The following is a 22,914-nucleotide window of genomic DNA, read 5'->3' as shown; positions in this document are numbered from 1 at the left end:
GTCCTTTACTCCCCTTCAACACGCATGATGCTGGCGACACCGCGCACGGTGTCGAGCTTCCGCAGCGCGTCGACGGTCCCGGAGAGGGCGGCGTCGGGCGCGCGGTGGGTGACGACGACGAGAGAGGCCTCGCCGTCCTTTCCCTGCTGGCGGACGGTGTCGATCGACACCCCGTGCTCGGCGAAGACCGTCGCGACCTGGGCGAGGACGCCCGGCTTGTCGGCCACGTCGAGGCTGATGTGGTACCGCGTCACCACGTCGCCCATGGGGCTCACGGGCAGCTGGGTGTACGCGGACTCACCGGGGCCGTTGGCCTCGTTGAGCTTGTTGCGGCACACGGCGACGAGGTCGCCGAGGACGGCCGAGGCGGTCGGCGCACCGCCGGCGCCGGGGCCGTAGAACATGAGCTGCCCGGCGGCCTCGGCCTCGACGAAGACCGCGTTGTACGCCTCGCGGACGGAGGCGAGCGGGTGGCTCAGCGGGATCATCGCCGGATGCACGCGCGCGGTGACGGACTCGCCGTCGGCGGCCCGCTCGCAGATGGCGAGGAGCTTGACGGTACAGCCCATCTGCTTCGCCGAGGCGAAGTCGGCGGCGGTGACCTCGGTCATGCCCTCGCGGTAGACGTCGTCGAGACGCACACGCGTGTGGAAGGCGATCCCGGCGAGGATGGCGGCCTTGGCGGCGGCGTCGAAGCCCTCGACGTCGGCGGTCGGGTCGGCCTCCGCGTACCCGAGGGCGGTGGCCTCGTCGAGCGCCTCGGAGTAGCCGGCGCCCGAGCTGTCCATCTTGTCGAGGATGAAGTTCGTCGTGCCGTTGACGATGCCCATCACGCGGTTGATCTTGTCGCCGGCGAGGGACTCGCGCAGCGGCCGGATGAGGGGGATGGCCCCGGCGACCGCGGCCTCGTAGTACAGGTCCTGCCCGTGCTGCTCGGCGGCGGCGTAGAGCGTCGCGCCGTCCTGGGCGAGGAGCGCCTTGTTCGCGGAGACCACGGAGGCGCCGTGCTCGAACGCGGTGGTGATGAGGGTGCGGGCCGGCTCGATCCCGCCGATGACCTCGACGACGACGTCGATGTCGCCGCGTTTGACGAGGGCGGTCGCGTCGGTGGTGATCAGCTCGGCCGGGACACCGCCGCGGACCTTGTCCGGGCGGCGGACGGCCACGCCGGCGAGCTCGACCGGCGCGCCGATGCGCGCGGCGAGGTCGTCGGCGTGCGTCGTCATGATGCGCGCCACCTCTGAGCCGACCACTCCGCAGCCCAGCAGCGCCACCTTCAGCGGACGCGTACGCATCATCCGACCTCGTTTCTCGTACTTCTGCTTCGTATTTCTACGGTGGGAACCAGTCTCACTCACCGGACGGGCGTTTCCGCCCCTTGTCCGGATCCTGAGACATCTATTTCATCACTTGGCTATTGCTCGACTATTTCATCATCCGACGTCGAGGCGCAGGAGATCTTCCTCCGTCTCACGCCGGACGATCACCCGGGCCTCGCCGTCGCGCACGGCGACGACGGGCGGCCGGAGAGCGTGGTTGTAGTTGCTGGCCATGGAGCGGCAGTACGCGCCGGTGGCCGGGACGGCGATGAGGTCGCCGGGCGCCAGGTCGGACGGCAGGAAGGCGTCCCGTACGACGATGTCACCGCTCTCGCAGTGCTTGCCGACGACCCGCGAGAGCATCGGCTCGGCGTCGCTGGTCCGCGAGACGAGGCTGACGCTGTACTCGGCGTCGTAGAGGGCGGTGCGGATGTTGTCCGACATGCCGCCGTCGACGCTCACGTACGTCCGCAGCCCTTCGAGGGGCTTGATGGTGCCGACCCGGTAGAGCGTGAAGGCGGTCGGCCCGACGATGGCGCGGCCCGGCTCGACGGAGATGCGCGGCGTGGCGAGACCGGCGGCCTCGCACTCCCTCGTCACGATCTCGCCGAGCGCCTTGGCGATCTCGTGCGGCTCGCGCGGGTCGTCCTCGGAGGTGTACGCGATGCCGAGGCCGCCGCCCAGGTCGATCTCGGGCAGCTCGACCCCGTGCTCGTCACGCACCTCGGCGAGCAGCTGCACGACGCGGCGGGCGGAGACCTCGAAGCCGGCCATGTCGAAGATCTGGGAGCCGATGTGCGAGTGGATCCCGATGAGTTCGAGACCGTCGAGCTTGAGGGCCCGCCGGACGGCCTCGGCGGCCTGCCCGCCGGCCAGCGCGATGCCGAACTTCTGGTCCTCGTGCGCGGTGGCGATGAACTCGTGGGTGTGGGCCTCGACGCCGACGGTCACGCGGATCTGCACGCGCTGGCGCCTGCCGAGCGACTGGGCGATGTGGGCGACGCGGACGATCTCCTGGAAGGAGTCGAGGACGATGCGCCCGACTCCGGCCTCGACGGCCGTGCGGATCTCGTCCTCGCTCTTGTTGTTGCCGTGGAAGGCGATGCGCTCGGCGGGCATCCCGGCCGAGAGCGCGGTGGTGAGCTCGCCACCGGAGCAGACGTCGAGGTTCAGCCCCTCCTCCTTGAGCCACCGCACGACGGCCCGGGAGAGGAACGCCTTGCCCGCGTAGAACACGTCGGCGTCCTCGCCGAAGGCCTCGGCCCAGGCGCGGCAGCGGGCGCGGAAGTCGCTCTCGTCGAGGAAGTAGGCCGGGGTGCCGAACTCCTCGGCGAGGTCGGTGACGCTCAGGCCTCCGACGGTGGCGACGCCCTGCTCGTCCCGCGTGACGGTCCGCGCCCAGACCTTGGGGTCGAGGGCATTGAGGTCGGCGGGCGGGGCGGTGTAGTGGCCCTCGGTGAGGACGTCTGCGTGGCGGGGCCCTGCGGGGTGGGCGGAACGACTCATGTCTGTTCTTCTACTCTTTCAGATCCGGTCGGGTGCGCTGATGCCGAGCACGGAGAGGCCACCGGCGAGCACCGTCCCGGCGGCTTCGGCGAGCGCCAGCCGGGAACGATGGGCGGCCGAGGGTTTCTCGTCACCGAGCGGCAGAACGGTGTGCTGGAACGCGAGCAGCGCGTCGGCGGTGGCTTCCAGGTGCCGGGCGACCCGGTCGGGGGCCCGGTGGCGGGCGGCAGCGAGCAGGACGGTGGGGTGGTCGCCGAGAGCGCCGAGGAGTTCGTGTGCGTCGACGGACGTCTCGTACGAGGGAGTGATCCGGAGCTGCTCCCCGTTGACGAGGAGCCTGCGCACCCGGGAGTACGCGTACCGCACCCGGAAGAGGGAGTTGCGCTCGTGCTGGGCGAGGAGCGGCGGCCCGTCGAGGGGCCGGTCGTGCGGCGCGGCCCGCAGCAGGGACCAGCGCGCGGCGTCGACACCGAGGGCCTCGACGTCGTAGGCCCCGGGCCGTACGTGGATCCGCTCGCCCAGTGAGTCGCCGATGCGCTCGCCCATACGCTCGCCGATGCGCCGGCCCGGCCGGTCGCCCTTGCGCTCGCCCAGCGGGTCGTCGCCACCGAGGCGGCCGGCCTCCGCGCCCTGCGAACGCAGCAGCCCCACCACGGTCTCGGCGACGATCACGGCGCGCGGCTCCGTCACCTCGGCGAAGCGGACGGTGGTCCCGGCGAGGGCGGTGCCGTGCCCGTACGCGGGTCCGGCGGCGAGGACGGCCCGGACGAGCTCGCTTCCCGCATCGCTCCGGAGGGTGAAGTTCAGGAACCCGGGCCCGGTGATCTCGACGCCGCGGAGCCCGGGCGCGTCACGGAGGCGTTCTTCGATGATCCCGGCGACTTCGCGCGCGCTGCGCCCGGCGGACCGGGCGAGGGTGAGGGCCACGTTGCTGGCGTACTCCCCGGTACCGCCGGGGCGGGCCCGCTCGACCTTGATCCGCGGGGGTACCTCGACCCGCAGCGCACCGTCGTCGACCGCACGGCGCACGGCGTGCAGCACGGTGAGGGAGAGGTCCGCGGGGGTCACGGGACAAGCCTAGGGGAGGAGGGGGGTCCGAACGCGAACCGGTTTCGCCATGCGGGCACCACGGCCCCGGCGGCATCCTCCTCAGAGGGCGCCCGGCGCGCTCCCGGCACGTCGGATTTCCGGCAACCCCTCGGCTGCGGGTGGTTCCTCTCCCCCGTCCTGCCCGGTGGCCTCCCGGCGCTCCCGCCGCTCGCGGTGCATCAACTGACGCACGACGCGTACGAGCTCGGCGGGCTCGAAAGGCTTGGCGAGGAAGGCGTCGACACCGGCACCGATCCCGGCACCGACCCCGCCGACCACCTCGTGTTCGCCGCAGGCACTGATGATCGCCACCGGCAGATCCCTGGTCCGCGGGTCGGCCCGCAGCCGCTCGGCCGTCTTGATCCCGTCCAAGCGGGGCATGACGACATCGAGGGTGACGACATCAGGACAGACCTGATGTACGACATCCAGACACTCGGCACCATCGGCCGCGGTCACGACCTCGAACCCCTCGAGTTCGAGATTGACCCTGATCAACTGCCGGATCACCTTGTTGTCATCGACAACGAGCACCCGACCGGACATGCCTGACACACGAACGAGAGTAGGACGCCCCGAGGGGCTGCGTCCGGGTTTTGCCCACTTCCGACCCGTGCGGGGGACCCAGCCCCTGGTGACGCCATGGAAATACCTGTTCACAGGCACGCCCCACGAGCTGGTAGTGTTCAACCCGTCGCCGCCGAACGCGGCGGACGCCCCCGTAGCTCAGGGGATAGAGCAACGGCCTCCGGAGCCGTGTGCGCAGGTTCGAATCCTGCCGGGGGCACTTCGCAGGAAGTGCCACACAGACCCCGTGATCAGCGGAAACGCTGAGTGCGGGGTCTTGTTGTATGTGCAGGCGGGTGCCGGGATGGGAGGCCGTATGACGGGGGGCCGCGGACTGTTCGCAGCCTGGGTCGTGGGGCGAAGCCGCGGGTGAGAAGGCGGAAAGGCCCGGGACGGGTCCCCAGGGGCCTCGCGTGGGGTGCCCCACCCCTAGGCACTGTCCTGGCGATCATGAGCGGAGTCAGACCGCAAGAGCCGCGGTGGTGACCGTGCCGAGGAAGATGTAGGCGCGTTTGTCATACCGAGTCGCGACCGCGCGGAAGTTCTTCAGCCGGTTAATCGCTCGCTCAACGGTGTTGCGTTTCTTGTAGCGCTCTTTGTCGAAGCCGGGTGCCCTGCCGCCGGAGCTGCCGCGTCTGACACGGTGGGCCGCCTGGTCAGCCTTCTCTGGGATGACGTGCCGGATCGACCGTTTGCGCAGGTGGCGTCGTGTCTGGCGGTTGCTGTAGCCCTTGTCCGCGCTGACACTGTCGGGCTTCGTGCGAGGCCGTCCGGTGATCAGTCGAGGAACGCGGATCTTGTCCATGACCGACTTGAACTGGGTACAGTCGGCACGCTGGCCAGGCGTGATGACCAGCGACAGCACTCGGCAGTGGCCGTCCGCACTCAGGTGAAGCTTGGTGGTGAAGCCTCCACGCGAGCGGCCGAGCGCTTCACCACCCGCGCCACCTCCGCCAGCAGGTCGATCAGCTCGGCCCAGATCCGAGCGGTCCTGACCACTTGCGCGGAGCCCCTTTTGAGGGGTGGCGGAGTGTTGCGGGCCCCGGCGGCATGGTGGTGCGCGCGCACCGTCGTGGAGTCGACGGAGATGTCCCAGTCGATGTCACCGACCGCGTCCGCCTCGGCTTGGATCCGCTGCAATAGCTGTTCCCAGGTGCCGTCCGCCGACCAGCGACGATGTCTTTCGTGGACTGTCTTCCACGGCCCGTACCGATCCGGCAGATCCCGCCACTGCACACCGGTCCGGATGCGATACGACACCCCGTTGATCATCTGCCGATGGTCGCGCCACCTGCCACAACGGCGATTACTCACAGGCAGAAGCGGCTCAAGCCGTTCCCATTGGGCATCTGTCAGATCACCCCTGCTCCCCCATAGCCCTGGCAACGACTCATTCGGTCGGCGGACTCGGCTCGCGGTCGATCCTCTCGGCAGCGCTCATCAGATCGGGGTGCAGCCGGCGTCTGGCGCTGAACAGTTCGATGCCCAGCAGTCGTCCGTCCGAGTCATAGTCGAGTATCGCCGTGTTGTCCTCGGCAGGTACCTGTCGGACAGCCTCTCCTGGGGCGATCCTGTCGACGAGGTAGATGTACGCCATATCTACCGAGGCGTCGTATTCGACCCGCACCGCTGGCCCTCCCCGCCGTCCGCCTGCCTGGGGCGTCAGACCCCGGCTTCATCGAAAGCGTACTGAAATCGAAGATCGCCAGGACAGTGCCTAGTCGGCAGTCACTCCCCAGTAGCCGATCTGAGCGGGCTCGCCGTCGCGATAGAGCACGGTGCAGTTGCCCTGGGCGCGGTCGGGGAAGTCCAACCGCCCTGAGTCGAGAGCCTCGTCCCATTCCTCGTAGGTGGGTTGGCCGGCGGGAGACCAGACGCGCACCTCGTCATCGGTCAGCGGACGCATGAACGGACCGTCGTCCGTGTCCGTGGCATCGATCATGCGGGGGAAGTCCAGCACGGTGGCCGTGCCACCGGTGAAGATGTACTCGTGCCATGCAGGGTCCCGCCACAGCTCCTCGATGGATCGCCCTTCGAAGCCGTTGTCGTCCCGCGCAAGCTCCTCTTCCCTGGCCTGCCGGAACGCAGCCGCCAGATCAGGCTGGTACGGGCCCGTCTGCGTCCACGCGTTGCCGCCCATCCGTCTCTCCTCCCCCTTCGAACCGTCCCATCGGAAGCGCAGCGTAGGCGATCGCACTGACAAGCCCCCTCGCTCGACCACCCGTACGGTGTGTGACGTCGTGAGTGGCGGGCTTCTTTCTTTCGGGATGCCATGGGATAGGTGAGGTGGAACCAGGGCACCGAGCGGCTTCGTCGGATCGTGCAGCGGCGCGGTACGCGACGGGGGCAGCGTCCTGGACCGGGGCCTGAGGCGGGTGGGGGTTCCGGGCGCGGGCGGGCTCCCTGGGGGTTGATCGCCGCGAGCCTGCCGGGGCTGGCCGCGCTGCTCGCTCTGTTGTTCACGTGGATGCAGGTCGCGCAGACCAACAAGGAACTGGCCATTGCCGAGCGGGGGCAGATCACCGGCCGGTTCAGTGCCGCGATCGAGCATCTGGGGTCGTCGTCCTTGGACACGCGTCTTGGTGGGATCTATGCGCTGGGGCGGATCATGCACGACTCCGCCGACGACCAGCCCACGGTCATCTCGGTCCTCTCCGCGTACGCGCGCGAGCATGCCCCGGTCGCGGAGAAGCCACCTTCCGTAGGTGATGAGGAACCCTCGCCGAGTGCCGACATCCAGGCGATCGTGACGCTGCTGGGCGACCGCCGCTCCGATCGCGACCAGGCCGTGCAGATCGACCTGAGCGGCACCGACCTGCGTGGGCTGCACCTGGAGGGGGCGGACTTCGGATGGGCGGACCTGGGCGGAGCGGATCTCAGTGGCGCGACCCTGTTCAACGTGGACTTCCAGTCCTCGTGGCTGACCGAGGCGAAGCTGGCGAGGGCGTACCTGTGGAGCACCAACCTCAGCGACGCCGACATGTACGACGCCGACCTCACGAATGCCCGGTTCTGCGCCGCCATCCTCGACGAAGAGCCCTCTCACGAGTGCGCCGACCTTGCCGGAGCGCATCTGATCCGCGCGAACCTGACCGGCGCGGACCTCACCCGCGCGGATCTCCGCACGACGGAGTTGTGCGTCGAGAGTGCGAGTGAGCCTCGGCACGGCTGCGCGACGCTTGTCGGCGCGGCGCTGAGTGGGGCGAATCTGAAGGGTGTCTATCTTTCGGAGGCGATCCTGAGGGGGGCCGACTTGACCGACGCCGATCTGGCCCATGCCGATCTGACCGGCGCCGATCTGAGTGGTGCGGACCTCACGAACGCGGACCTCACCGGTGCCAAGGTCGCCGGAGCGCGGTTCGACGGAGCCGAGTTGGACGGGGTGCGTGGAATGTCGCCGCCGCCCCCGTGACACCCGCGTGCGGAAGGGCCGGGCGAGTGCCCGGCCCTTCCGTGTGTCCTTGGCGTCAGACGTTCGATTCCGCTTCCGCCCGTCGCCGTCTGGTCGTGTGGACCAGGACCGCGAAGGCCAGGAGGGCCGTCGGGTACAGGAGTACCCAGCCGAAGCCGGCCAGCATGACCAGGACCGGGGCTCCGGCCACCAGGGCCAGGAGTCGTTGTGCGGGGCGCGTGTACAGCTTGGCGTAGCTGAGTACCGAGATCGCGTAACCGATGACGAAGTTCACCGTCGACAGCTGGAAGACCATCGTCAGGCTGATCAGGTCCAGCGCGTGGACGAGCACCACCCCGCCGAACATGAGCACCGCCAGCAGTACGGCGGGCCGGGGCGCGCCGGAGCGGGCGTCGACCTTGGCCAGGGTGGACGGCAGCAGGCCGTCGCGGGCGGTGGCGAAGACGATCCGGGAGGTCGCCCAGGTGCCGCCCATCAGCGTGGCGAAGATGATCGCCGCACCGAGGGCGGCCGCGATCCGGCCGCTGGCGTCGCCGAGGACCTGCTCCAGTACGGCGACCACGGGCGCCTCGGAGAGCAGCGGGTCGTCGGGCGCGACGACGAGCTGCACGGCGAGGGAGATGCCCAGGTAGAGCGCGACGACGATGACGAAGGTGATGCCGATGACGAGGGGGAAGTCCCGCTTCGGGTTGCGGTACTCCTCGGCGGTCGAGGCGACCAGTTCCCAGCCGGTGTACGCGAAGAACACCAGGCCCACGGCGGGCAGTGCGGTCAGCCACTCGGTCGGCGGTGCCAACTCGCCGTGCAGGGAGCCCGAGTCGACCATCGCCGGGGCGAAGGCGACCAGGGCGAGGAGCAGCAGCAGGCCGATGGTGACCGCGGACTGGATGCCGCCGGCCAGTCGGGAGCCGGCGGCCTGGAGCAGGCCGATGACCACCAGGTAGCCGAGGGCCACCCAGCCGCCGGCGCCCGCGTTGCCGAGGAGCGCGGCGACGTAGTTGCCGCCGCTGATCGCCATCGCCGCCCCGCCGAACGCGCAGGCGCCGATGAGGATGACCGACGCGGCCGTGGAGCCGGGTGCGCCGAACGCGGCCTGGGCGAAGCCCTGGACGCCGCCGGCGGTCGGATAGCGGGCCCCGAGCCGTGCGAAGACGACGAGAAGCGGAAGGACCACGACGGCCGCCGCCAGCCAGGCGTACACGGCGCTGGGGCCGACCTGGTCGTAGGCGAGGCCCGGCAGGACGAGGAGTCCGCTGCCTATGATCATTCCGGTCGCGACACCGACGCCCTTGGGGACGGTCAGGGTCTTGTGCAGCTCCGAACTCGCCGTTTCCGAACTGTTCTCCGGGGAGCCGGTCGGACCGGCGCCCGGCTTGTGCTCCTCGGACGTGTGTCCCTCATTCGTGACTGCCATTACCTCACCTGGGTGTGTGGGACCTTGCTCGCGGGCCCGACCAGCACGCGCTGGCCATCATGCGCGGCACGGAACCGGTGAGGGGAGTCCTTCTTGAGCCGCCAGGGCTCCGGAAGGGTCTGAATGGCTTGTTTCCAGTGGGAGCCGCTGTCCGAAGGACTGTTGGAGAGGGTGATGCCCTCGGCGAGGTCGAGCTCGAACCACATCACGACGGCGTGCGCGGCGCCGCTCTCCACCGGGGTGATCTCGAACTGCTGCGCGGCCGGTTCGATGTCCTCGGCGAAGTCGAAGCGGAAGACCTCCACCGGGTCGGTGAGCGGGCGGTGGCGGTAGTTGGTGAGGGTGGTGGAGAAGTACTCGAGCGAGGTGAGTGAGGCGAAGGGGCTGAAGTCGAAGCCCTCGACCTCGCCGACGTGGTTGAGCGAGTGCAGCTCGGGGCTCTCCACGAACTGCGCGAAGAGGCGGCCCGAGCGGGGCAGGACGACCGCGTCGGGCGTGAGGAGTTCCCGCCGGGCGTGCTTCAGGGCGGGTACGGCGAACTCGCCGAGCAGCGCGCAGTCGAAGATCTCGGTGACCAGGACGTCGGCCCGGCGCGGCAGGTCCACGCCGACGCGCAGGTCGGTGGAGAAGCCGGAGACGACGTTGACGACGTCCGCGTACCCGTTCTTGCCGACGATCTCGCGGGCGGTCGCGGCGACGACGTCGACGGCCTCGACGGTGACGACCCGTTCGGCGCCCGAGCGGGCCGCGAGCAGCGCGAGGAGGCCGCCGCCGGTGCCGATGTCGAGCACCAGCTGCCCCTCACCGACCACCTGTTGGATCGCCTTGGCGTAGGCCTGGTTGCGCTCGACGTCGTTCATCATGCCGAAGTGCCAGCGGGGGACGAGGGCACGGACCGCGCGGTTGATCTCGCGGCGGTAGCGCTCCCCGCCGGCATCGCTCGCGTCGCAGCCGGCCGCGGAGCTGAACAGGTCGTAGGCACGCTCGTACTGCCGCTGCGCCATGGCCTCCTCGCCGAGCGCGAGCAGCGTCCGGCAGGGGTCGGCGGCGCGCGCCGGGCTGCGGGGGGCGAGGAGATCGATCGGGGCGTCCTGTGTGGTGGTGAGTTTCATGCCGCGTTCGCTCCCGCTTCGGACGCTCGGACCATGGTGTGGACGGGGACGGGGGGTACGTCTCCGGCCGGGAGGTACACGGTGACGGTGTTCCCGACGCGTACGGAGGGGTGGGAGCGGTCGCAGAGCCGGGCGACGGGGAACGAGCCGCCGTGCCAGGGGCAGACGAGCCTTCCGTCCTCGACGTCGCCGAGGTGGAGCGGGCCCCCCCGGTGGGGGCACCGGCTGCTCAGGACGTGGAGGGCGTTGTCGCGTTCCATGACGAAGTAGATCTCGTCGCCGGCGACGAGCGCGTTGTGCTCGGTGCGGTCGAACTCCGCCCGGGTGCGGGGCTGCGCGGGGGCGGCGGCCGCCCCCTTCGTGCGGGCGCTCACGCTTCCGGTCCGGTGGCGAGCTGGGTGCGGGACTCGGCCCGTACGCCGTAGAGCCGGCCGGCCGGGACGAGGACGGACGTGCCCTGGGGCACGCGCAGCGGGTCGCCGGTGGCGGAGGTGTACAGCAGGGCCTCGCCGCCGAGGACGTGGAGGCGGGTGGCGACCGGGGCGACCTGGGTGTCGAAGGGGCTGTCGCTGTCGAGCTCCACGACCTCGCCGGCGGGTCCTTCGGCGGGGGCGTCGGAGAGCGCCGGGTCCCAGGTGAGCTGGGAGAGCAGGTCGGCGCCCGCGAGGCGGTCGAGCAGCTGGATCTCCTCGACGCCCTGGAGCAGGCCCTTGACGGCGACGGGGCCGTGCTTGCGGGCGAGCGGGATGAGCAGATCGTCGATGGCCATCCGGCCGTGGTGCTGGTCGATGTGGGCGTGCTCGTCGCAGTACCGGGTGTCGACGTCCTTGCCGTACACGTCGCGGAAGACCTTGGTGAGGTCGCCGAACCAGGAGGCGAACGTGGCCTCGAGGAAGGCCATGGCGCCGATGTAGCGGAAGAAGCCGGTGCGGTTGCGGGTCGCCCAGTAGAAGTAGTTGTTGATCGCGATCGAGCTGGGCAGGTAGAAGAACCAGTAGTGGTGCGAGGTCGTCGCCATGTCGACGCTGGAACAGAGCTCCATGAAGAGCGTGCTGTGCTTGGCCGGGAAGACCCCGTAGCCGAACTCGTCGACGAAGATCTTGAAGAGCTCGCTCTGCTCCGGCCCGAAGGCGCCGCCCAGGTTCTGCGACATGGCGGTGGCCTCGGTCAGGCCGTCGAGTGCCATCTGCACGATCTGGGTGCCCGCGGCGGTCCTGGGCGACTTCGCGGAGCGGATCGCGTCGAAGACGGGGCGGGAGCCGGGGCTGTTGGCCAGGTCGACGGAGCGGCGCAGGTGGGCGCGGAGGGTGTCCTCGTCCCACTGTCCGGAGACGCCGACGGAGTCCTCCAGGAAACCGAAGGCGAATCGTTCCGCTTGGGGGCGGATCCGCTCGCCGGCGAGCCGGCTGTCGGAGTGGTAGAAGGCGTTGAAGTCGTCCTCGAACTTGCGCAGTCCCGCGGCGGGCAGGAACAGCGCGTCGCTCTCGTAGACGTTCATCAGGAGACGGTTCGCGAGCAGGCTCCGGTCGGAGGCGAAGGTCTCCTCGACGAGGGGTGTGCTCCAGTCGATCCCGGCGATGCGCTCGGGGTTCATGGGGCGGTGGTACGGGTTGTCCCTGATGAACAGTTCGCTGGTCGAGCGGAACTGCGAGGAACGGCTGTACCGGACGCTCTCCTCGGTCAGGTTGCCGAAGGCGCTTTCCGGGCTGGTGCTCGTGGTCATCGTGGTCGTGCCCCTCCGTTGCTCCACAGCGACAGGCGTGGTGACGCAGGCGATTGTGCGCAGGGGGCACTGAAGAAGAACTGAAAAGTGTCTGGTCCACGTACTTCGGCGCCCGGGTTCTTCAGGCTCCGGGGCCCCGGAGGTGGGGTTCTTCCAGCACCTGGGGGTGCCCGGACCGATCGAAAGGGCTCCCCCCCGGCCTGATCGGCAAGACACCCCCTAGTGTCTGGCCAGGACTTCCGGGCGGCAGTAGTAGTCCTGGACGCCCTCGCCGTGGATCGGGGTCAGCAGAAGCGTCGAGCGGGCGGTGGTCCGGTCGGTGGCGGCCGCGCGTTCGGACGCGTAGATGCCGACGAGTTCGTCGAAGCGGTACGCGTCGGAACCGCTGCGTTCGAGCAGCCCCACGTCGGCCAGGGCGTCGAGCCTTCGCCGGGCGGCCGCCGCGTCGCCGCCCGTGTGGGCGGCCGCGTCCACGGGCCCGACCGTCCCGGCCCCGGTCCTGCCGAGGGCCCGGAAGAGTCGGGCCGCCTCGGAGGTGAGGGAGAGGTAGCTCGCCTCCAGCGCGTGGCGCACGCTGGCCTCGCCGTCGCCCTCGACGCTGAGGTGGTCGAGCCGGGTGCGCGGGTCCTCGTACCGGTCCGCCAGGTCCCGCGGGCACAGGTACGGGTCGGCGGCCATGGTCCCTGCGGCGATCCGGACGCTCAGCGGGAGCCGCCCGCAGTACTCGGCGAGCCGCTCCACCGTGGCCCGTTGTCCGGCGCAGCGCTCGGGACCGAGGAGAGCGACGAAGAGGTCGGCGGCGGCCCCCCGGTTCAGCGGGCGCAGTCCGACGCGTTGGGCGCCCTCGCGGGCGACGAGTCCGCGCTGGAGGCGGCGGCTGGTGACGATCACGACCGAGGGGCCGGGCGGGACGAGCGGGCGCAGCTGGTCGGCGTCGGCCGCGTCGTCGAGGAGGAGGAGCATGCGTCGGCCGCGCATCAGGGTGCGGTAGAGGGTGGCGCGTCCTTCGAGGTCGTGGGGCAGCCGGTCGTGTGCGACGCCGACTCCCTGGAGGAGGCGGGCGAGTGCGTCGCAGGCGGAGCGGGGGCCGGTCTCGCCCGTACCCCGGAGATCGACGTACAGCTGGCCGTCGGGGAACATGTCCGCGTATTCGTGGGAGAGTTCCAGCGCGAACGCGGTCTTGCCGACGCCGGCGGGTCCGTCGACGGTGAGGATCGGGGCCGTACTCCCGTACAGGGAGATGTCCTGGTCGAGCTTCTGTCTGGCCTGCTGGAGTTCCGCTTCCCGGCCGATGAAGACTCGGGGTGTGGCGGGGAGCTGATTCAGCGGTGAACCGCCGCTTGCGGAGCGGGCGTTACGTCGGGACGTCGAGATCTCCGGAGAGGCCGCGCGGAGCCGGGTGATCCGGTGCGGGGCGGTACGGAGGGGCGCGGGCCGGAGGGGCGCGGGCCGGGACAGCCGGGGCGAGGGGTTCGCGGGGGGTGTCGTCGTCCGGCGCCGGCGTTCGGCGGGGACCTCGCCCACCAGTATCCGCTCGTACAGTTCCCGCAGTTCCCGCCCGGGGTCGATGCCGAGTTCCTCCCGGAGCAGGGTCCGTGTCTCGTCGTACGCCTGGATGGCGTGGGCCTGTCGGCCGCACCGGGACAGGGCCAGCATGTGGAGGTGGCGCAGCCGTTCGCGCAACGGCTCCTGGGCGATGGCCTCGGAGGAGGCGACGACGGCCGCGTCGAGGCGGTCGGCGGCGATCAGCCCGGCGATCCAGCCCTCGGTCGCCGCGAACCGCATCTCGCGCAGCCGGGTGCGTTCGAGGGCCGCGTACGGGCCGGGGATGCCGCTGAGCGCCTCGTCGCGCCACAGACCGAGCGCCGACTCGAAGCGCTCGAAGGCGGCCGCGGTCTCGCCGGTCGACACCAGGTGGCGCGCCTCCTCGTAGCGGCGGACGAAGACGGCGGAGTCCACGGCGTCGGCAGGCACGCGCAGCTCGTAGCCGCCGGTGCGGGAGACGATGAAGACGCCGGACTCGCGGCTGCCGCGGTCCGGTTCGAGGGTCCGGCGCAGTGCGGCGACGTAGGTGTGCACGGCGTTGGCGGCCGAGGCCGGGGCGTCGGTGCCCCAGAGCGCGTCCACGATCTGGGCGCGGCTGACCACGGCTCCTCGCCGGCCGGCGAGGAGAGCGAGGACGGCCCGTTGTTTGGGCGGTCCCACGGCGAGTTCCCGGTCGCCCCGCCAGACGCGGAGGGGGCCGAGCAGGTGCAGGGCAAGGCGGTGCTTCGGTTCGGACATGCGCCATCACTCCAGGACCGGGCGTCGACGACGGAGAGAACGGTGACCGGTGGTTCAGGCGGCGGAGTCCGTGCGCGTTCCCGGACGCCTCCGGGACGGCCGATGACCTCGGACACTCCTTGTGACGCACGACTGCATGACGCAGATCCTCCCCCGTGAACCCGTGTACCCGTGGACGGCGCGTATTCCCGAAGCAGGATGCGACCGCGGGTGAGAAGCACGCTAGTTCGCCCGGCGCACGGCCGAAAGTTCACACTCGGCCGTGGTTCCATTCCGCCAAATATCGGGCCAATGGGCGGCGGAATGGTGAAGCGCCACCGAAAGCGGTGGCGGGCTTTTCGCGGTAACTCGCCATCAATCGAGACATCGGGAGCGTGCGGGTGCCCCTGTCGAGAGCCCTCCGGGATGGCTTAATCACGCCCCTTGGCCGAGAGAGTTCGCACAGACCTCCGTTCGGATCCGGTCAGAGGGGGTGGGGTAGGCGGGGTGGGGGGTGCGGTGGGGTGGGGCGACGGGAGTGGGCGGGCGGGTCGGGGCGGGTCGTACGGTTCCGGGGAGCGGACCGGACCTCGGCGGTGCGAAGAGATAACGATTCCCGCCAGAACCCGCTGATTGCGCGGGACCGGGAATTCGGCGGATCGCGCAGAAATCTCCCGTATGGCCGCCGGAGAGTACGCGGAGAGAAGGCGAAGGAAACCGGAATCCCGGATGGCTCCGGTCATCGACAGGGCACGCCGGCCGCCTGACCTCGGAAGCTTCACGCCGCCATAGGTCCAGACCGGTGAACGTACCGGCGAATGGTACGACAAGCAGCACAGGGCCCTGGTCAACGCGCCTGTAAACAAAGGACGTTAAGCGACAGGGACGTTCTAAGCTCATGACCATGTCTCGCTACAGCAACCAAAGCAACCACGGCCATCGGCGGCGGCGCAGCCGGGTGAAGCCGATCGTCGGCACGGTCGTCACCCTCTCCGTACTGGGCGGCTTGGGGTACTGGGGATACACGTCGCTGGTGGCGCCGGAAGGGCCCGACAAGGACGTAAGGGAAGCCACCGCGCGGATACAGGAGTTCCTCGACGCCTGGGCGCAGAACAAGCCCGTCGAGGCCGGTAACCTGACCGATTCGCCGAAGAACGCCGAATCGCTCGTCCAGTCGGTCATGACGAACCTCAAGCCGACGAAGACGATCATCACGGCGGTGCCCTCCGAGGCCCGGAAGATCGACGGGGGAAAAGTTCAGATCCCCTTCACCGTCGAGATGGATATCGCCTCGGCAGGAAAGATCACATACAAGTCCACGGCGAAAGCGCTCAAGAACGGCGAATGGCGGGTGGAATTCTCCACTCCGATCATCCATCCGCTGATGGAGGCCGGTCAGACGCTCGCACTGAAGACCAACGGCACCCGCGGCACCGTCCTCGACACGTACGGCCGCGAGCTGACCGCCCCCTCGCTCGTCGGGACCGTCGACGAGAACGGCAAGGGCGTCTCGGGCCTCCAGGCGCGCTACGAGAAGGTGCTCGCCGGCGACGCGACGCACCCCCGCTCCGTCGTGGTGGTCGACCGCACCTCCGGCGAGGCGGTCAAGGCGCTCACGAAGTCCGGGACGAAGCCCGGCGAGGACGTACGGACGACGATCGATCCGAGGGTCCAGGAGGCGGCCGCCGAGGCCCTCCAGGGCACGGACAAGAACGCCTCCCTCGTCGCCATCGACCCGTCGACCGGTTACATCCTCGCCGCCGCGAACCGCCCCGGCGGCATGAACCGGGCCCTGGAGGGGCGCTATCCCCCGGGCTCCACCTTCAAGGCCGTGACCGCGACCGCCCTGCTGCTGAACGGCATGAAGCCGGACGACGAGGCCGCCTGCCCGAAGTTCCGGCAGGTCAACGGCCAGCGGTTCGAGAACCAGAAGCAGTTCGCCCTGCCGGCCGGCTCGACGTTCCGCGACTCCTTCGCGAAGTCCTGCAACACCTTCTTCGTCGGCGAACGCGCCAGGGTCGCCGGCTCCGCCATCAAGGACGCGGCCCGCTACTACGGCATCGGCGAGGAGTGGGACATCGGCGCGGTCTCGTACGACGGCTCGGTGCCCGTGCCCGAGTCGGACAACGAGCTGGCCGCCTCCACCATCGGCCAGGGCAAGGTGCTCGCCTCTCCCCTGGTGATGGCCGCCGTGGCCGCGACGATCAAGGAGGGCGAGTTCAGGCAGCCCGTCCTCGTGCCCGGCCACGTGAAGAAGGAGGCCACCGCGCCGAAGCTGCCCGGCGCCGTCGTCGAGGCGCTGCGGGACATGTCCCGCGCCACCGTCACGTACGGAGCCGGCTGGGCCCTCAAGGACATCCCCGGCAGCCCGCACGCCAAGACGGGCACGGCCGAGTTCGGTGCGGCGAACCCGCCGCAGACGCACGCCTGGATGATCGGCTACCAGGAGGACATGGCCCTCGCCTGGGCCGTGATCATCGAGGACGGCGGGTCGGGCGGCAAGGACGCCGGGCCCGTGGCCGCCCGGTTCCTGCGCAGCCTCCACTCCTAGTCGGCACGAGCCGGAGGCCGCGAGCAGTCGGGACGAGCCGGGGGCCGCAAGCCGGGCGCCGCGAGCCGGGCGCCCGGCCGGCGTCGTGGCCCAGGCCCCGGTCCCGGTCCCGGCCGCGAGTACCGCGTCAGGTGAGCTGGCGGAGCAGCCCGACGAACTCCCGCAGTTCCTTGGCCGACCGCGGGGACAGCGGCTCGGCGTCGAAGTGGGCGATGCCGTTCCGGATGACGCGTACCCGGTCGAGCTGGCGCACGAACTGGACCCGGTCGACGCCGGGCCAGCCGAGCGCCTGCCAGTTCTCGTCCGAGCGGGTTCGGAGTGCGGGGTTCTGCTGGTCGCCGTCGAGGAGCTTCACGTAGCCGCCGAACATCAGGTCCGTGATCAGGCCGGTGCGCTTGTTGCTCAGCTGCACCGCCCGGATGGCGTCCTCGCCGATCCGCGCGCCCAGGCACTTCCGCAGCCGGGACTCGATCTCCCCGACGACGAAGAACGGCCAGGCCGTCGCGTCGAACCGCTGGGTGATGTCGGCCGTGGTCACGATCCCGCAGAAGCTGCCGTCGCTGGCCCGGACGAGCAGGTAGCCGTCGTCGCTGACGCGCGGGAGCAGCTGGAAGAAGTCGTGGTGCGCCTCGACGACGGGCGGGTCCTCGACCATCGCCTCGGCGAGGACGGCGGAGGCGGTCGTCTCGTACACCTTCGCCACCGAGCTCCAGGTGACGACACCGCAGAGGGTCGCGCCCCGCTCGATCACGGGGATCTGGGAGTACCCCTTCGTCCGCATGAGCCAGGTGACCTGGGTGAGCGGCGTGTCCGGTTCGACGGAGAACAGTCCGCCCGTCGCGGACGGGATGTCGCCGATCCGCAGCGGCCGGGCGGGCAGGCCGCCCGCCCCCGGCTCCTCCTGGTCACCCTCGCCGTCGTCCTCGCCCTCGCCGCCGGTCTCCTCCGGGGCGGCCTGCGGCTGCGGCTGCCAGGTGACCACGTGGACGTCGGCGCCGTGGTTGCAGGTGCCGAAGTACGGCAGGGTGGTGAGGCCCACGTCCTTGAGCGCCTGCTCGATCCGGGGCACCGTCAGGCCGTTGCGGAGCCGGGTGCCGAAGAGCGAGAGCAGGTCCTGCACCGGGATCTGCCGGCCCTTCAGGGCGAGCAGCTCCTCCTCGCTGGGGTTCTGTGCCATGGCCGGGTTCACCACTCCGTCGTGTCGCGGCCGACGGTGCGCTTGCCCATGGCCAGCATGACCAGCTCCGCGAGTCGCCTGGCGCGGGTCTCGTAGAAGCGGACGAAGTCGTCCTCGCGCAGGGCGTCCACGTCGACGAGGTGGGTGGCGAGGACGTCCTCGAACCACTCGGGGCGCATCCCCGACTCCAGCGAGAGCGTCTTGAGGTAGGCCGTCGGCGGCCCGGACATGCTCTTGGCGGCCCTGAGGGACAGGGGCGTCTTGTTGACGATCGAGCTCGCGCGCGCCGCCCAGTCCACGTGTGCGGGCCAGTCGGCGAGGTTCTTGGCGATCCACGACTTGGGGTAGATCAGCCGCACGTCGACGGACCGCTCCACCAGCTGCCCGGGGGTCAGCGCGTCTTCGGTGTAGTGCCAGTCCACCGCCCCCTGCCTGATGAGCAGGGCGTAGATCCCCTTGTAGGCGGCGCTGTTGCGGGTGGAGAGGGTGTCCAGGCGGACTTCGTGGAACGTCGCCTCCGCGACCGTGTCGGGCTGGGGGGCGTCCTCGTCCCGGATCCAGTCGATCAGCTGCTCGACGTCGCGTGTGAAGCGGGTCTCCAGCGATCCTCCGTACATCTCGCCGAGGACGCCGCACCAGTACCACTGGGCGATGCGCTCCCGGGCGGCGGGCGCGTCCGCCTCCCTGCCGAGCAGCGCGCGTACGGCGGCGAGCGGCACCAGCTGCGTGCGGTACGGAAGGTCCGCCGTGCGGACGATGGACTGGCGCTCCAGGAAGCCGCCCACCCACCGGAAGGCCTCGGCCACCCTGGGCGCCAGGCGGCGGAAGTCCTCCAGCGGCAGGTTGAGCAGGTCCCTGCGCTTGCAGGACACGACCGTGCCGGACCCCTCCTGCTTCGCCTCCCAGGTGCGCACGAGGGAGACCGCCTGGAGGAAGTCGCTGCTGCTGAGTCCGTCGTCCGGGCCGCTCTCCGGCCGGCCGAGCACCGGGTACGCCAGGGTGAGGTCCTGCTTGATCCCGCGCCACTCGTCGGGCAGCCGGTAGTAGTCACCGTGCGCGGCGACGTACTCCCGGTTTCCCGCGTAGGTCGCGGTGAGCAGTTCGAAGACGTTCAGCGGCACGCCACCGGAGTTGACCCGCTCGAACACCGCGCACACGGCGTCCGTGGTGGTCGTGGCCGCCAGTTTGATCATCGGCACGTCGAACGACAGCATGTTGTTCAGGACCTGCTCCTGGAACTTCATCCAGAGCGGCCAGTTCTCCGGGTTGCGCACGAACTCCTGCTGCCAGGCCCCCACCCGGTGGGTGTCGAAGACGAAGTGCAGCGGGAAGTGGCCGGCCGCGCACTCGCGTTCGGTCGTCGTGAGGTCGAGGACGACCGTGCGGGCGAAGTCCCGCTTCAGGACCTTGCCCTCGGGAACGGACACGATCGCGTCGTCCCGGTCCGCCGGCGACCCGACCGCCTTGGCGATGTCGACGTAGTACCAGCACGTCATGTCCTTGCCGCGGCCGTCCCGCGTCTCGACCGGGGCGTCCTGGTGCAGCGCCTGGAAGAGCGAGGTGAGTCGCTGCTGCCCGTCGAGGAGCAGCAGGTCGGGGGTCTTGCCCTCGCCGCTCTCGGCGCCCTTGAGCGTGCGCGCCTTGAACGGGCTCGCGCCGCCCGTGTGCAGGGACATGACGACGCCGAGCGGGTATTTCAGGGTGACGGTCGCGATGAGCGCCCTGATCCGCTCGTCGTCCCACTTCCAGTCGCGCTGGAAGTCCGGGAGCTGGAGGACGCCGGAGGCGACATCCTTGAGCACGTCCTTGAGATCCGGGTTGTCGAGCGCCACGCCGGCTTCCCCCACCTTCGATCAAACGATGTAACAGACCATCACATCAAGGCGGTTGCGTGATCGTCAACCGTCCCTGAGGGAAGCTGTCAGGTGGGGGAAGCCGGCGTGGGAAGCCGATGGCTCGGCCTGTTACTTGACGTTGATCGCGGTCCAGGTGTTGGCGACCGCGGTGTACTCCGCGCTCGTGGCGCCGTACAGGTCGGCGGTGGCCTGGAGGGTGGCCGTGCGGGCGCCCGCGTAGTTGGTGGAGGAGGTCATGTAGGTGGAGAGGGCCTTGTACCAGATCTTGTAGGCCTTGGCGCGGCCGATGCCCGTGAGGGTGGAGCCGTCGTAGGTCGCGGAGCTGTGGACCACACCGTTGATCGTCTTCGTGCCGCTGCCCTCGGAGAGCAGGTAGAAGAAGTGGTTGGCCGGGCCCGAGGAGTAGTGGACGTCGAGGCGGCCGACCGAGCTGGACCAGTAGTCGGCGGAGTTGCCGTCCTTGCTGGGCTTGTCCATGTAGCGGAGCGGGGTGCCGTTGCCGCGGATGTCGATCTTCTCGCCGATGAGGTAGTCGCCCGCGTCGGCCGTGCTGCCCGCGTAGAACTCGACCGAGGTGCCCAGGATGTCGGAGGTGGCTTCGTTGAGGCCGCCCGACTCCTTGCTGTAGCGCAGGCCCGCGGTGGCGGCGGTCAGGCCGTGGGACATCTCGTGGCCCGCGACGTCGAGGGAGGTGAGCGGCTTGAGGTTGCCCGCGCCGTCTCCGTACGTCATGCAGAAGCAGGAGTCCGACCAGAAGGCGTTGACGTACGCGTTGCCGTAGTGGACGCGCGAGTAGGCGGCGACGCCGTCTCCGCGGATGCCGTTGCGGCCGAGCTCGTTCTTGTAGAAGTCCCACGTGACGGCCGCGCCGTAGTGGGCGTCCGCGGCGGCGGTCTCGCGGTTCGTCGCCAGGCCGTTGCCCCACGTGTCGGTGCCGTTGGTGAAGAGCGAACCGGTGCCGTTGGTGCCACCGTTCAGGTCGTACGTCTTGTGGCCGCCGCGTGCCGCGTCCGTGAGGGTGAACGAGGGCGACGTGCCGAGCGTGACCTGGCCGCTGTACTGGGTGTTGCCGACGCCCGTCTCGATCGCCTCGTAGGCGTACAGCTCCTTGCCCGTGGCGGCGTCGGTGATCACGTGGCGCTCGCTCGGCGTGCCGTCGTGCTGGACGCCGGTGACGACGGTCTCCCAGGCCAGGGCCGGCTTGCCGGTGGCAGCCCAGATCACCTTGCGGGCCGTGCTCTTCGCCGTCGCGGCCGGGGCCTTGGCCTCGGTGCTCGGGACGGATATCCGGGCGGTGGTCGCCTTGGTCGTCGCGCGGGAGCCGTTCTTCTTCTGGTGCACGACCAGGTCGCCGCCGAGGACCGGCAGGCCCTCGTAGGTGCGCTCGTAACGCGTGTGGACGGTGCCGTCGGCGTCCTTGACGACGTCGCGGACGACCAGCTTCTCCTGGTCCGAGAGGCCGATGGCCTTGGCGGTGGCGGCGGCCCCCGCCTGCGCCTCCTGGACGGCGGCGGCGCGCTGCGTGCCGGTGAGGACGAGCGCGGTGGCGCCCGCCTCGCGCTGGGAATCGGCGCTGGCGGCGCCCGACTGGACTCCGACGACGACCATGGCGGCCGAGGCGATCAGGGCGGCGGCACGGACCGTGGTGGTGACGGTCCGACGGTGCGAGGACTGCTGGCGGATCACGCGGGCTCCTTCGCTGAAGCACGTGGGGATCGTGTGGGGGGGGGTGGCGGGGGTGATGCGGGTGCGAGCGTGCCAGCGAAGTCGAATGTTTGACAGGTCTGCAACAAGAATTTGACCAGCTGTTGTCCGAAGGTCGGTCACTTCTGTCCGGTGTGCGGTGAGTTGGGCCTGGCACAACGGGCACGGAGGACAGACGGAGAAGAGGCCCCCGGACCGTGGTCCGGGGGCCTCTTCAGGGCTTTCGTGGCCTATGCGCCGCTCAGGCCGTGCGCTTGCGCGGGGCCTTCTTCGCCGGTGTTTCGGCTGTGGACTTCTTCGCGGCCGACGTCTTTGCGGTCGCCGCCTTCTTCGCCGCCGCTTTCTTCGCCGCCGCTTTCTTCGCCGCCGCTTTCTTCGGCTGCGCCTTCTTCGCCGCCGTCCCCCGCGGCTTCAGCTCGGTCACCTCCGCGACCCCACCCCGCGCCTCCTTCGCCGCCCGCACACTGTTCTCCAGGGCCGCCATCAGGTCGATGACCTGTCCGCCACCCTCCTCGCCCGGCTCCGGCGGCGCCACCGCCTCGCCGCCCTCCGCCTTGGCCGCGATCATCTCCTCCACCGCCGTGCGGTAGTCGTCGTGCAGTGTGTCGATGTCGACCTCCCCGAGCGTGGCCATCAGGGCGTCCGCCAGGTCCAGTTCGGCCTCCCGCACCGTCACCGGCGTCTCCGGCGCCACACCCTCCGGGGCCCGGATCTCGTCCGGCCAGAGCAGACCGTGCATCGCGATCACGTCGCCCACGACCCGGAGCATGCCGAGCCGCTCCCGCCCCCGCAGCGCGAACTTCGCCACCGCCACCTTGTCGCTCCGCTTGAGCGCCTCCCGGAGCAGCGTGTACGGCTTGGCCGCGGGCACCCCGTTCGCCGAGAGGTAGTACGCCGCCTCCATCTGGAGCGCGTCGATCTCCCCGGCCGGCACGAAGGCCATGATCTCGATCGTCTTCGCCGTGGGGAGCGGCAGCGCGGCCAGGTCCTCGTCGGTGATCGGGATCATGGTCCCGTCGGCCTCCTCGTACGCCTTGCCGATCTCCGCGCCGGAGACCTCCTCGCCGTCGAGCTCGCACACCTTCTTGTAGCGGACCCGGCCGCCGTCCTCGGTGTGGATCTGGCGGAACGAGACGGACCGGCTCTCGGTGGCGTTCACCAGCTTGATCGGGATGCTGACCAGCCCGAAGGAAATAGCGCCGTTCCAGATGGATCGCACGGT

At 70.1% G+C, this 22,914-nt stretch carries 17 protein-coding genes, 1 tRNA gene and 1 pseudogene; 3 read left to right on the top strand and 16 right to left on the bottom strand.

Annotated elements, in window-relative coordinates; all coding sequences use genetic code 11:
* Positions 1 to 5: 5 nt before the first annotated feature.
* The 4 genes from OG580_RS24715 to OG580_RS24700 all read right to left on the bottom strand — a co-directional run bounded on the left by OG580_RS24715 (position 6) and on the right by OG580_RS24700 (position 4,460).
* Positions 6 to 1,298 (bottom strand): homoserine dehydrogenase, encoded by a 1,293-nt coding sequence (locus OG580_RS24715; RefSeq protein WP_267045854.1) that lies wholly within the window; start codon positions 1,296 to 1,298, stop codon positions 6 to 8.
* 135 nt (positions 1,299 to 1,433) lie between these two features.
* Positions 1,434 to 2,825 carry a diaminopimelate decarboxylase gene (gene lysA / locus OG580_RS24710; RefSeq protein ID WP_267045853.1) on the bottom strand — a complete coding sequence of 464 codons (1,392 nt, stop codon included), beginning with the start codon at positions 2,823 to 2,825 and terminating at the stop codon, positions 1,434 to 1,436.
* A gap of 18 nt (positions 2,826 to 2,843) precedes the next feature.
* Positions 2,844 to 3,893 carry an ArgS-related anticodon-binding protein NrtL gene (gene nrtL / locus OG580_RS24705; protein WP_267045852.1) on the bottom strand — a complete coding sequence of 350 codons (1,050 nt, stop codon included), beginning with the start codon at positions 3,891 to 3,893 and terminating at the stop codon, positions 2,844 to 2,846.
* 81 nt (positions 3,894 to 3,974) lie between these two features.
* Positions 3,975 to 4,460 carry a response regulator gene (locus OG580_RS24700; RefSeq protein ID WP_267048112.1) on the bottom strand — a complete coding sequence of 162 codons (486 nt, stop codon included), beginning with the start codon at positions 4,458 to 4,460 and terminating at the stop codon, positions 3,975 to 3,977.
* A gap of 169 nt (positions 4,461 to 4,629) precedes the next feature.
* Between OG580_RS24700 and OG580_RS24695 the strand changes: the two genes are divergently transcribed.
* Positions 4,630 to 4,701 (top strand) — tRNA-Arg (locus OG580_RS24695).
* A 240-nt stretch (positions 4,702 to 4,941) separates the two neighbouring features.
* On the opposite strand, the pseudogene OG580_RS24690 reads toward OG580_RS24695, so the two are convergent.
* The 3 genes and pseudogenes from OG580_RS24690 to OG580_RS24680 all read right to left on the bottom strand — a co-directional run bounded on the left by OG580_RS24690 (position 4,942) and on the right by OG580_RS24680 (position 6,621).
* Positions 4,942 to 5,867 (bottom strand): annotated as a pseudogene (locus OG580_RS24690) (IS5 family transposase).
* Between the two features lie 4 nt (positions 5,868 to 5,871).
* On the bottom strand, positions 5,872 to 6,108 hold the full coding sequence (locus OG580_RS24685; RefSeq protein WP_267045851.1) for a DUF2283 domain-containing protein: 237 nt from the start codon (positions 6,106 to 6,108) through the stop codon (positions 5,872 to 5,874).
* Positions 6,109 to 6,198: 90 nt separating this feature from the next.
* Positions 6,199 to 6,621, bottom strand: coding sequence for a hypothetical protein (locus OG580_RS24680; RefSeq protein ID WP_267045850.1), 423 nt, complete (start codon positions 6,619 to 6,621; stop codon positions 6,199 to 6,201).
* A 270-nt stretch (positions 6,622 to 6,891) separates the two neighbouring features.
* On the opposite strand from OG580_RS24680, the gene OG580_RS24675 reads away from it, so the two are divergent.
* Positions 6,892 to 7,893: a pentapeptide repeat-containing protein gene (locus tag OG580_RS24675; protein WP_267045849.1), complete on the top strand. Its 1,002-nt coding sequence runs from the start codon at positions 6,892 to 6,894 to the stop codon at positions 7,891 to 7,893.
* A gap of 55 nt (positions 7,894 to 7,948) precedes the next feature.
* Here OG580_RS24675 and OG580_RS24670 read toward each other — a convergent pair whose 3' ends face one another.
* From OG580_RS24670 to OG580_RS24650, 5 genes are all read right to left on the bottom strand, one after another.
* Positions 7,949 to 9,307, bottom strand: coding sequence for an APC family permease (locus OG580_RS24670; RefSeq protein WP_267045848.1), 1,359 nt, complete (start codon positions 9,305 to 9,307; stop codon positions 7,949 to 7,951).
* On the bottom strand, positions 9,307 to 10,419 hold the full coding sequence (locus OG580_RS24665) for a 50S ribosomal protein L11 methyltransferase (protein WP_267045847.1): 1,113 nt from the start codon (positions 10,417 to 10,419) through the stop codon (positions 9,307 to 9,309). Before OG580_RS24665 ends, OG580_RS24670 begins: the two co-directional genes overlap by 1 nt.
* Entirely contained in the window at positions 10,416 to 10,793 is a 378-nt protein-coding gene (locus OG580_RS24660; RefSeq protein WP_267045846.1) for a Rieske (2Fe-2S) protein, read from the bottom strand. The genes OG580_RS24665 and OG580_RS24660 overlap by 4 nt, the downstream gene beginning before the upstream one ends.
* Complete coding sequence (locus OG580_RS24655; RefSeq protein WP_267045845.1) at positions 10,790 to 12,142, bottom strand: iron-containing redox enzyme family protein; 1,353 nt, start codon at positions 12,140 to 12,142, stop codon at positions 10,790 to 10,792. Before OG580_RS24655 ends, OG580_RS24660 begins: the two co-directional genes overlap by 4 nt.
* 219 nt (positions 12,143 to 12,361) lie before the next feature.
* Positions 12,362 to 14,425, bottom strand: a complete 2,064-nt coding sequence (locus OG580_RS24650) for a BTAD domain-containing putative transcriptional regulator (RefSeq protein WP_267045844.1) — start codon at positions 14,423 to 14,425, stop codon at positions 12,362 to 12,364.
* Between the two features lie 883 nt (positions 14,426 to 15,308).
* On the opposite strand from OG580_RS24650, the gene OG580_RS24645 reads away from it, so the two are divergent.
* The gene (locus OG580_RS24645; RefSeq protein ID WP_267045843.1) at positions 15,309 to 16,955 is read left to right on the top strand and encodes a penicillin-binding transpeptidase domain-containing protein; all 1,647 of its coding nucleotides are present in this window, start codon (positions 15,309 to 15,311) and stop codon (positions 16,953 to 16,955) included.
* 127 nt (positions 16,956 to 17,082) lie between these two features.
* Here OG580_RS24645 and OG580_RS24640 read toward each other — a convergent pair whose 3' ends face one another.
* The 4 genes from OG580_RS24640 to OG580_RS24625 form a co-directional block, all read right to left on the bottom strand.
* The gene (locus OG580_RS24640; protein WP_267045842.1) at positions 17,083 to 18,132 is read right to left on the bottom strand and encodes an HPP family protein; all 1,050 of its coding nucleotides are present in this window, start codon (positions 18,130 to 18,132) and stop codon (positions 17,083 to 17,085) included.
* An 8-nt stretch (positions 18,133 to 18,140) separates the two neighbouring features.
* Complete coding sequence (locus tag OG580_RS24635; protein ID WP_267045841.1) at positions 18,141 to 19,964, bottom strand: DUF262 domain-containing protein; 1,824 nt, start codon at positions 19,962 to 19,964, stop codon at positions 18,141 to 18,143.
* Positions 19,965 to 20,096: 132 nt separating this feature from the next.
* Entirely contained in the window at positions 20,097 to 21,596 is a 1,500-nt protein-coding gene (locus OG580_RS24630) for a M4 family metallopeptidase (RefSeq protein WP_267048111.1), read from the bottom strand.
* Between the two features lie 337 nt (positions 21,597 to 21,933).
* On the bottom strand, positions 21,934 to 22,911 hold the full coding sequence (locus OG580_RS24625) for a Ku protein (RefSeq protein ID WP_267045840.1): 978 nt from the start codon (positions 22,909 to 22,911) through the stop codon (positions 21,934 to 21,936).
* Positions 22,912 to 22,914: the final 3 nt, after the last annotated feature.

This window comes from Streptomyces sp. NBC_00094 (assembly GCF_026343125.1).
Lineage (GTDB): Bacteria > Actinomycetota > Actinomycetes > Streptomycetales > Streptomycetaceae > Streptomyces.
This window is presented reverse-complemented; position numbering and strand designations above follow the sequence as displayed.

Bases quoted from the DNA above. Each gene is read 5' to 3' on its own strand.
- OG580_RS24715 (WP_267045854.1), bottom strand. From the start codon at position 1,298: ATGATGCGTACGCGTCCGCTGAAGGTGGCGCTGCTGGGCTGCGGAGTG.
- lysA (WP_267045853.1), bottom strand. From the start codon at position 2,825: ATGAGTCGTTCCGCCCACCCCGCAGGGCCCCGCCACGCAGACGTCCTC.
- OG580_RS24700 (WP_267048112.1), bottom strand. From the start codon at position 4,460: ATGTCCGGTCGGGTGCTCGTTGTCGATGACAACAAGGTGATCCGGCAG.
- OG580_RS24680 (WP_267045850.1), bottom strand. From the start codon at position 6,621: ATGGGCGGCAACGCGTGGACGCAGACGGGCCCGTACCAGCCTGATCTG.
- OG580_RS24670 (WP_267045848.1), bottom strand. From the start codon at position 9,307: ATGGCAGTCACGAATGAGGGACACACGTCCGAGGAGCACAAGCCGGGC.
- OG580_RS24665 (WP_267045847.1), bottom strand. From the start codon at position 10,419: ATGAAACTCACCACCACACAGGACGCCCCGATCGATCTCCTCGCCCCC.
- OG580_RS24655 (WP_267045845.1), bottom strand. From the start codon at position 12,142: ATGACCACGAGCACCAGCCCGGAAAGCGCCTTCGGCAACCTGACCGAG.
- OG580_RS24650 (WP_267045844.1), bottom strand. From the start codon at position 14,425: ATGTCCGAACCGAAGCACCGCCTTGCCCTGCACCTGCTCGGCCCCCTC.
- OG580_RS24645 (WP_267045843.1), top strand. From the start codon at position 15,309: ATGTCTCGCTACAGCAACCAAAGCAACCACGGCCATCGGCGGCGGCGC.
- OG580_RS24640 (WP_267045842.1), bottom strand. From the start codon at position 18,132: ATGGCACAGAACCCCAGCGAGGAGGAGCTGCTCGCCCTGAAGGGCCGG.
- OG580_RS24630 (WP_267048111.1), bottom strand. From the start codon at position 21,596: ATGGTCGTCGTCGGAGTCCAGTCGGGCGCCGCCAGCGCCGATTCCCAG.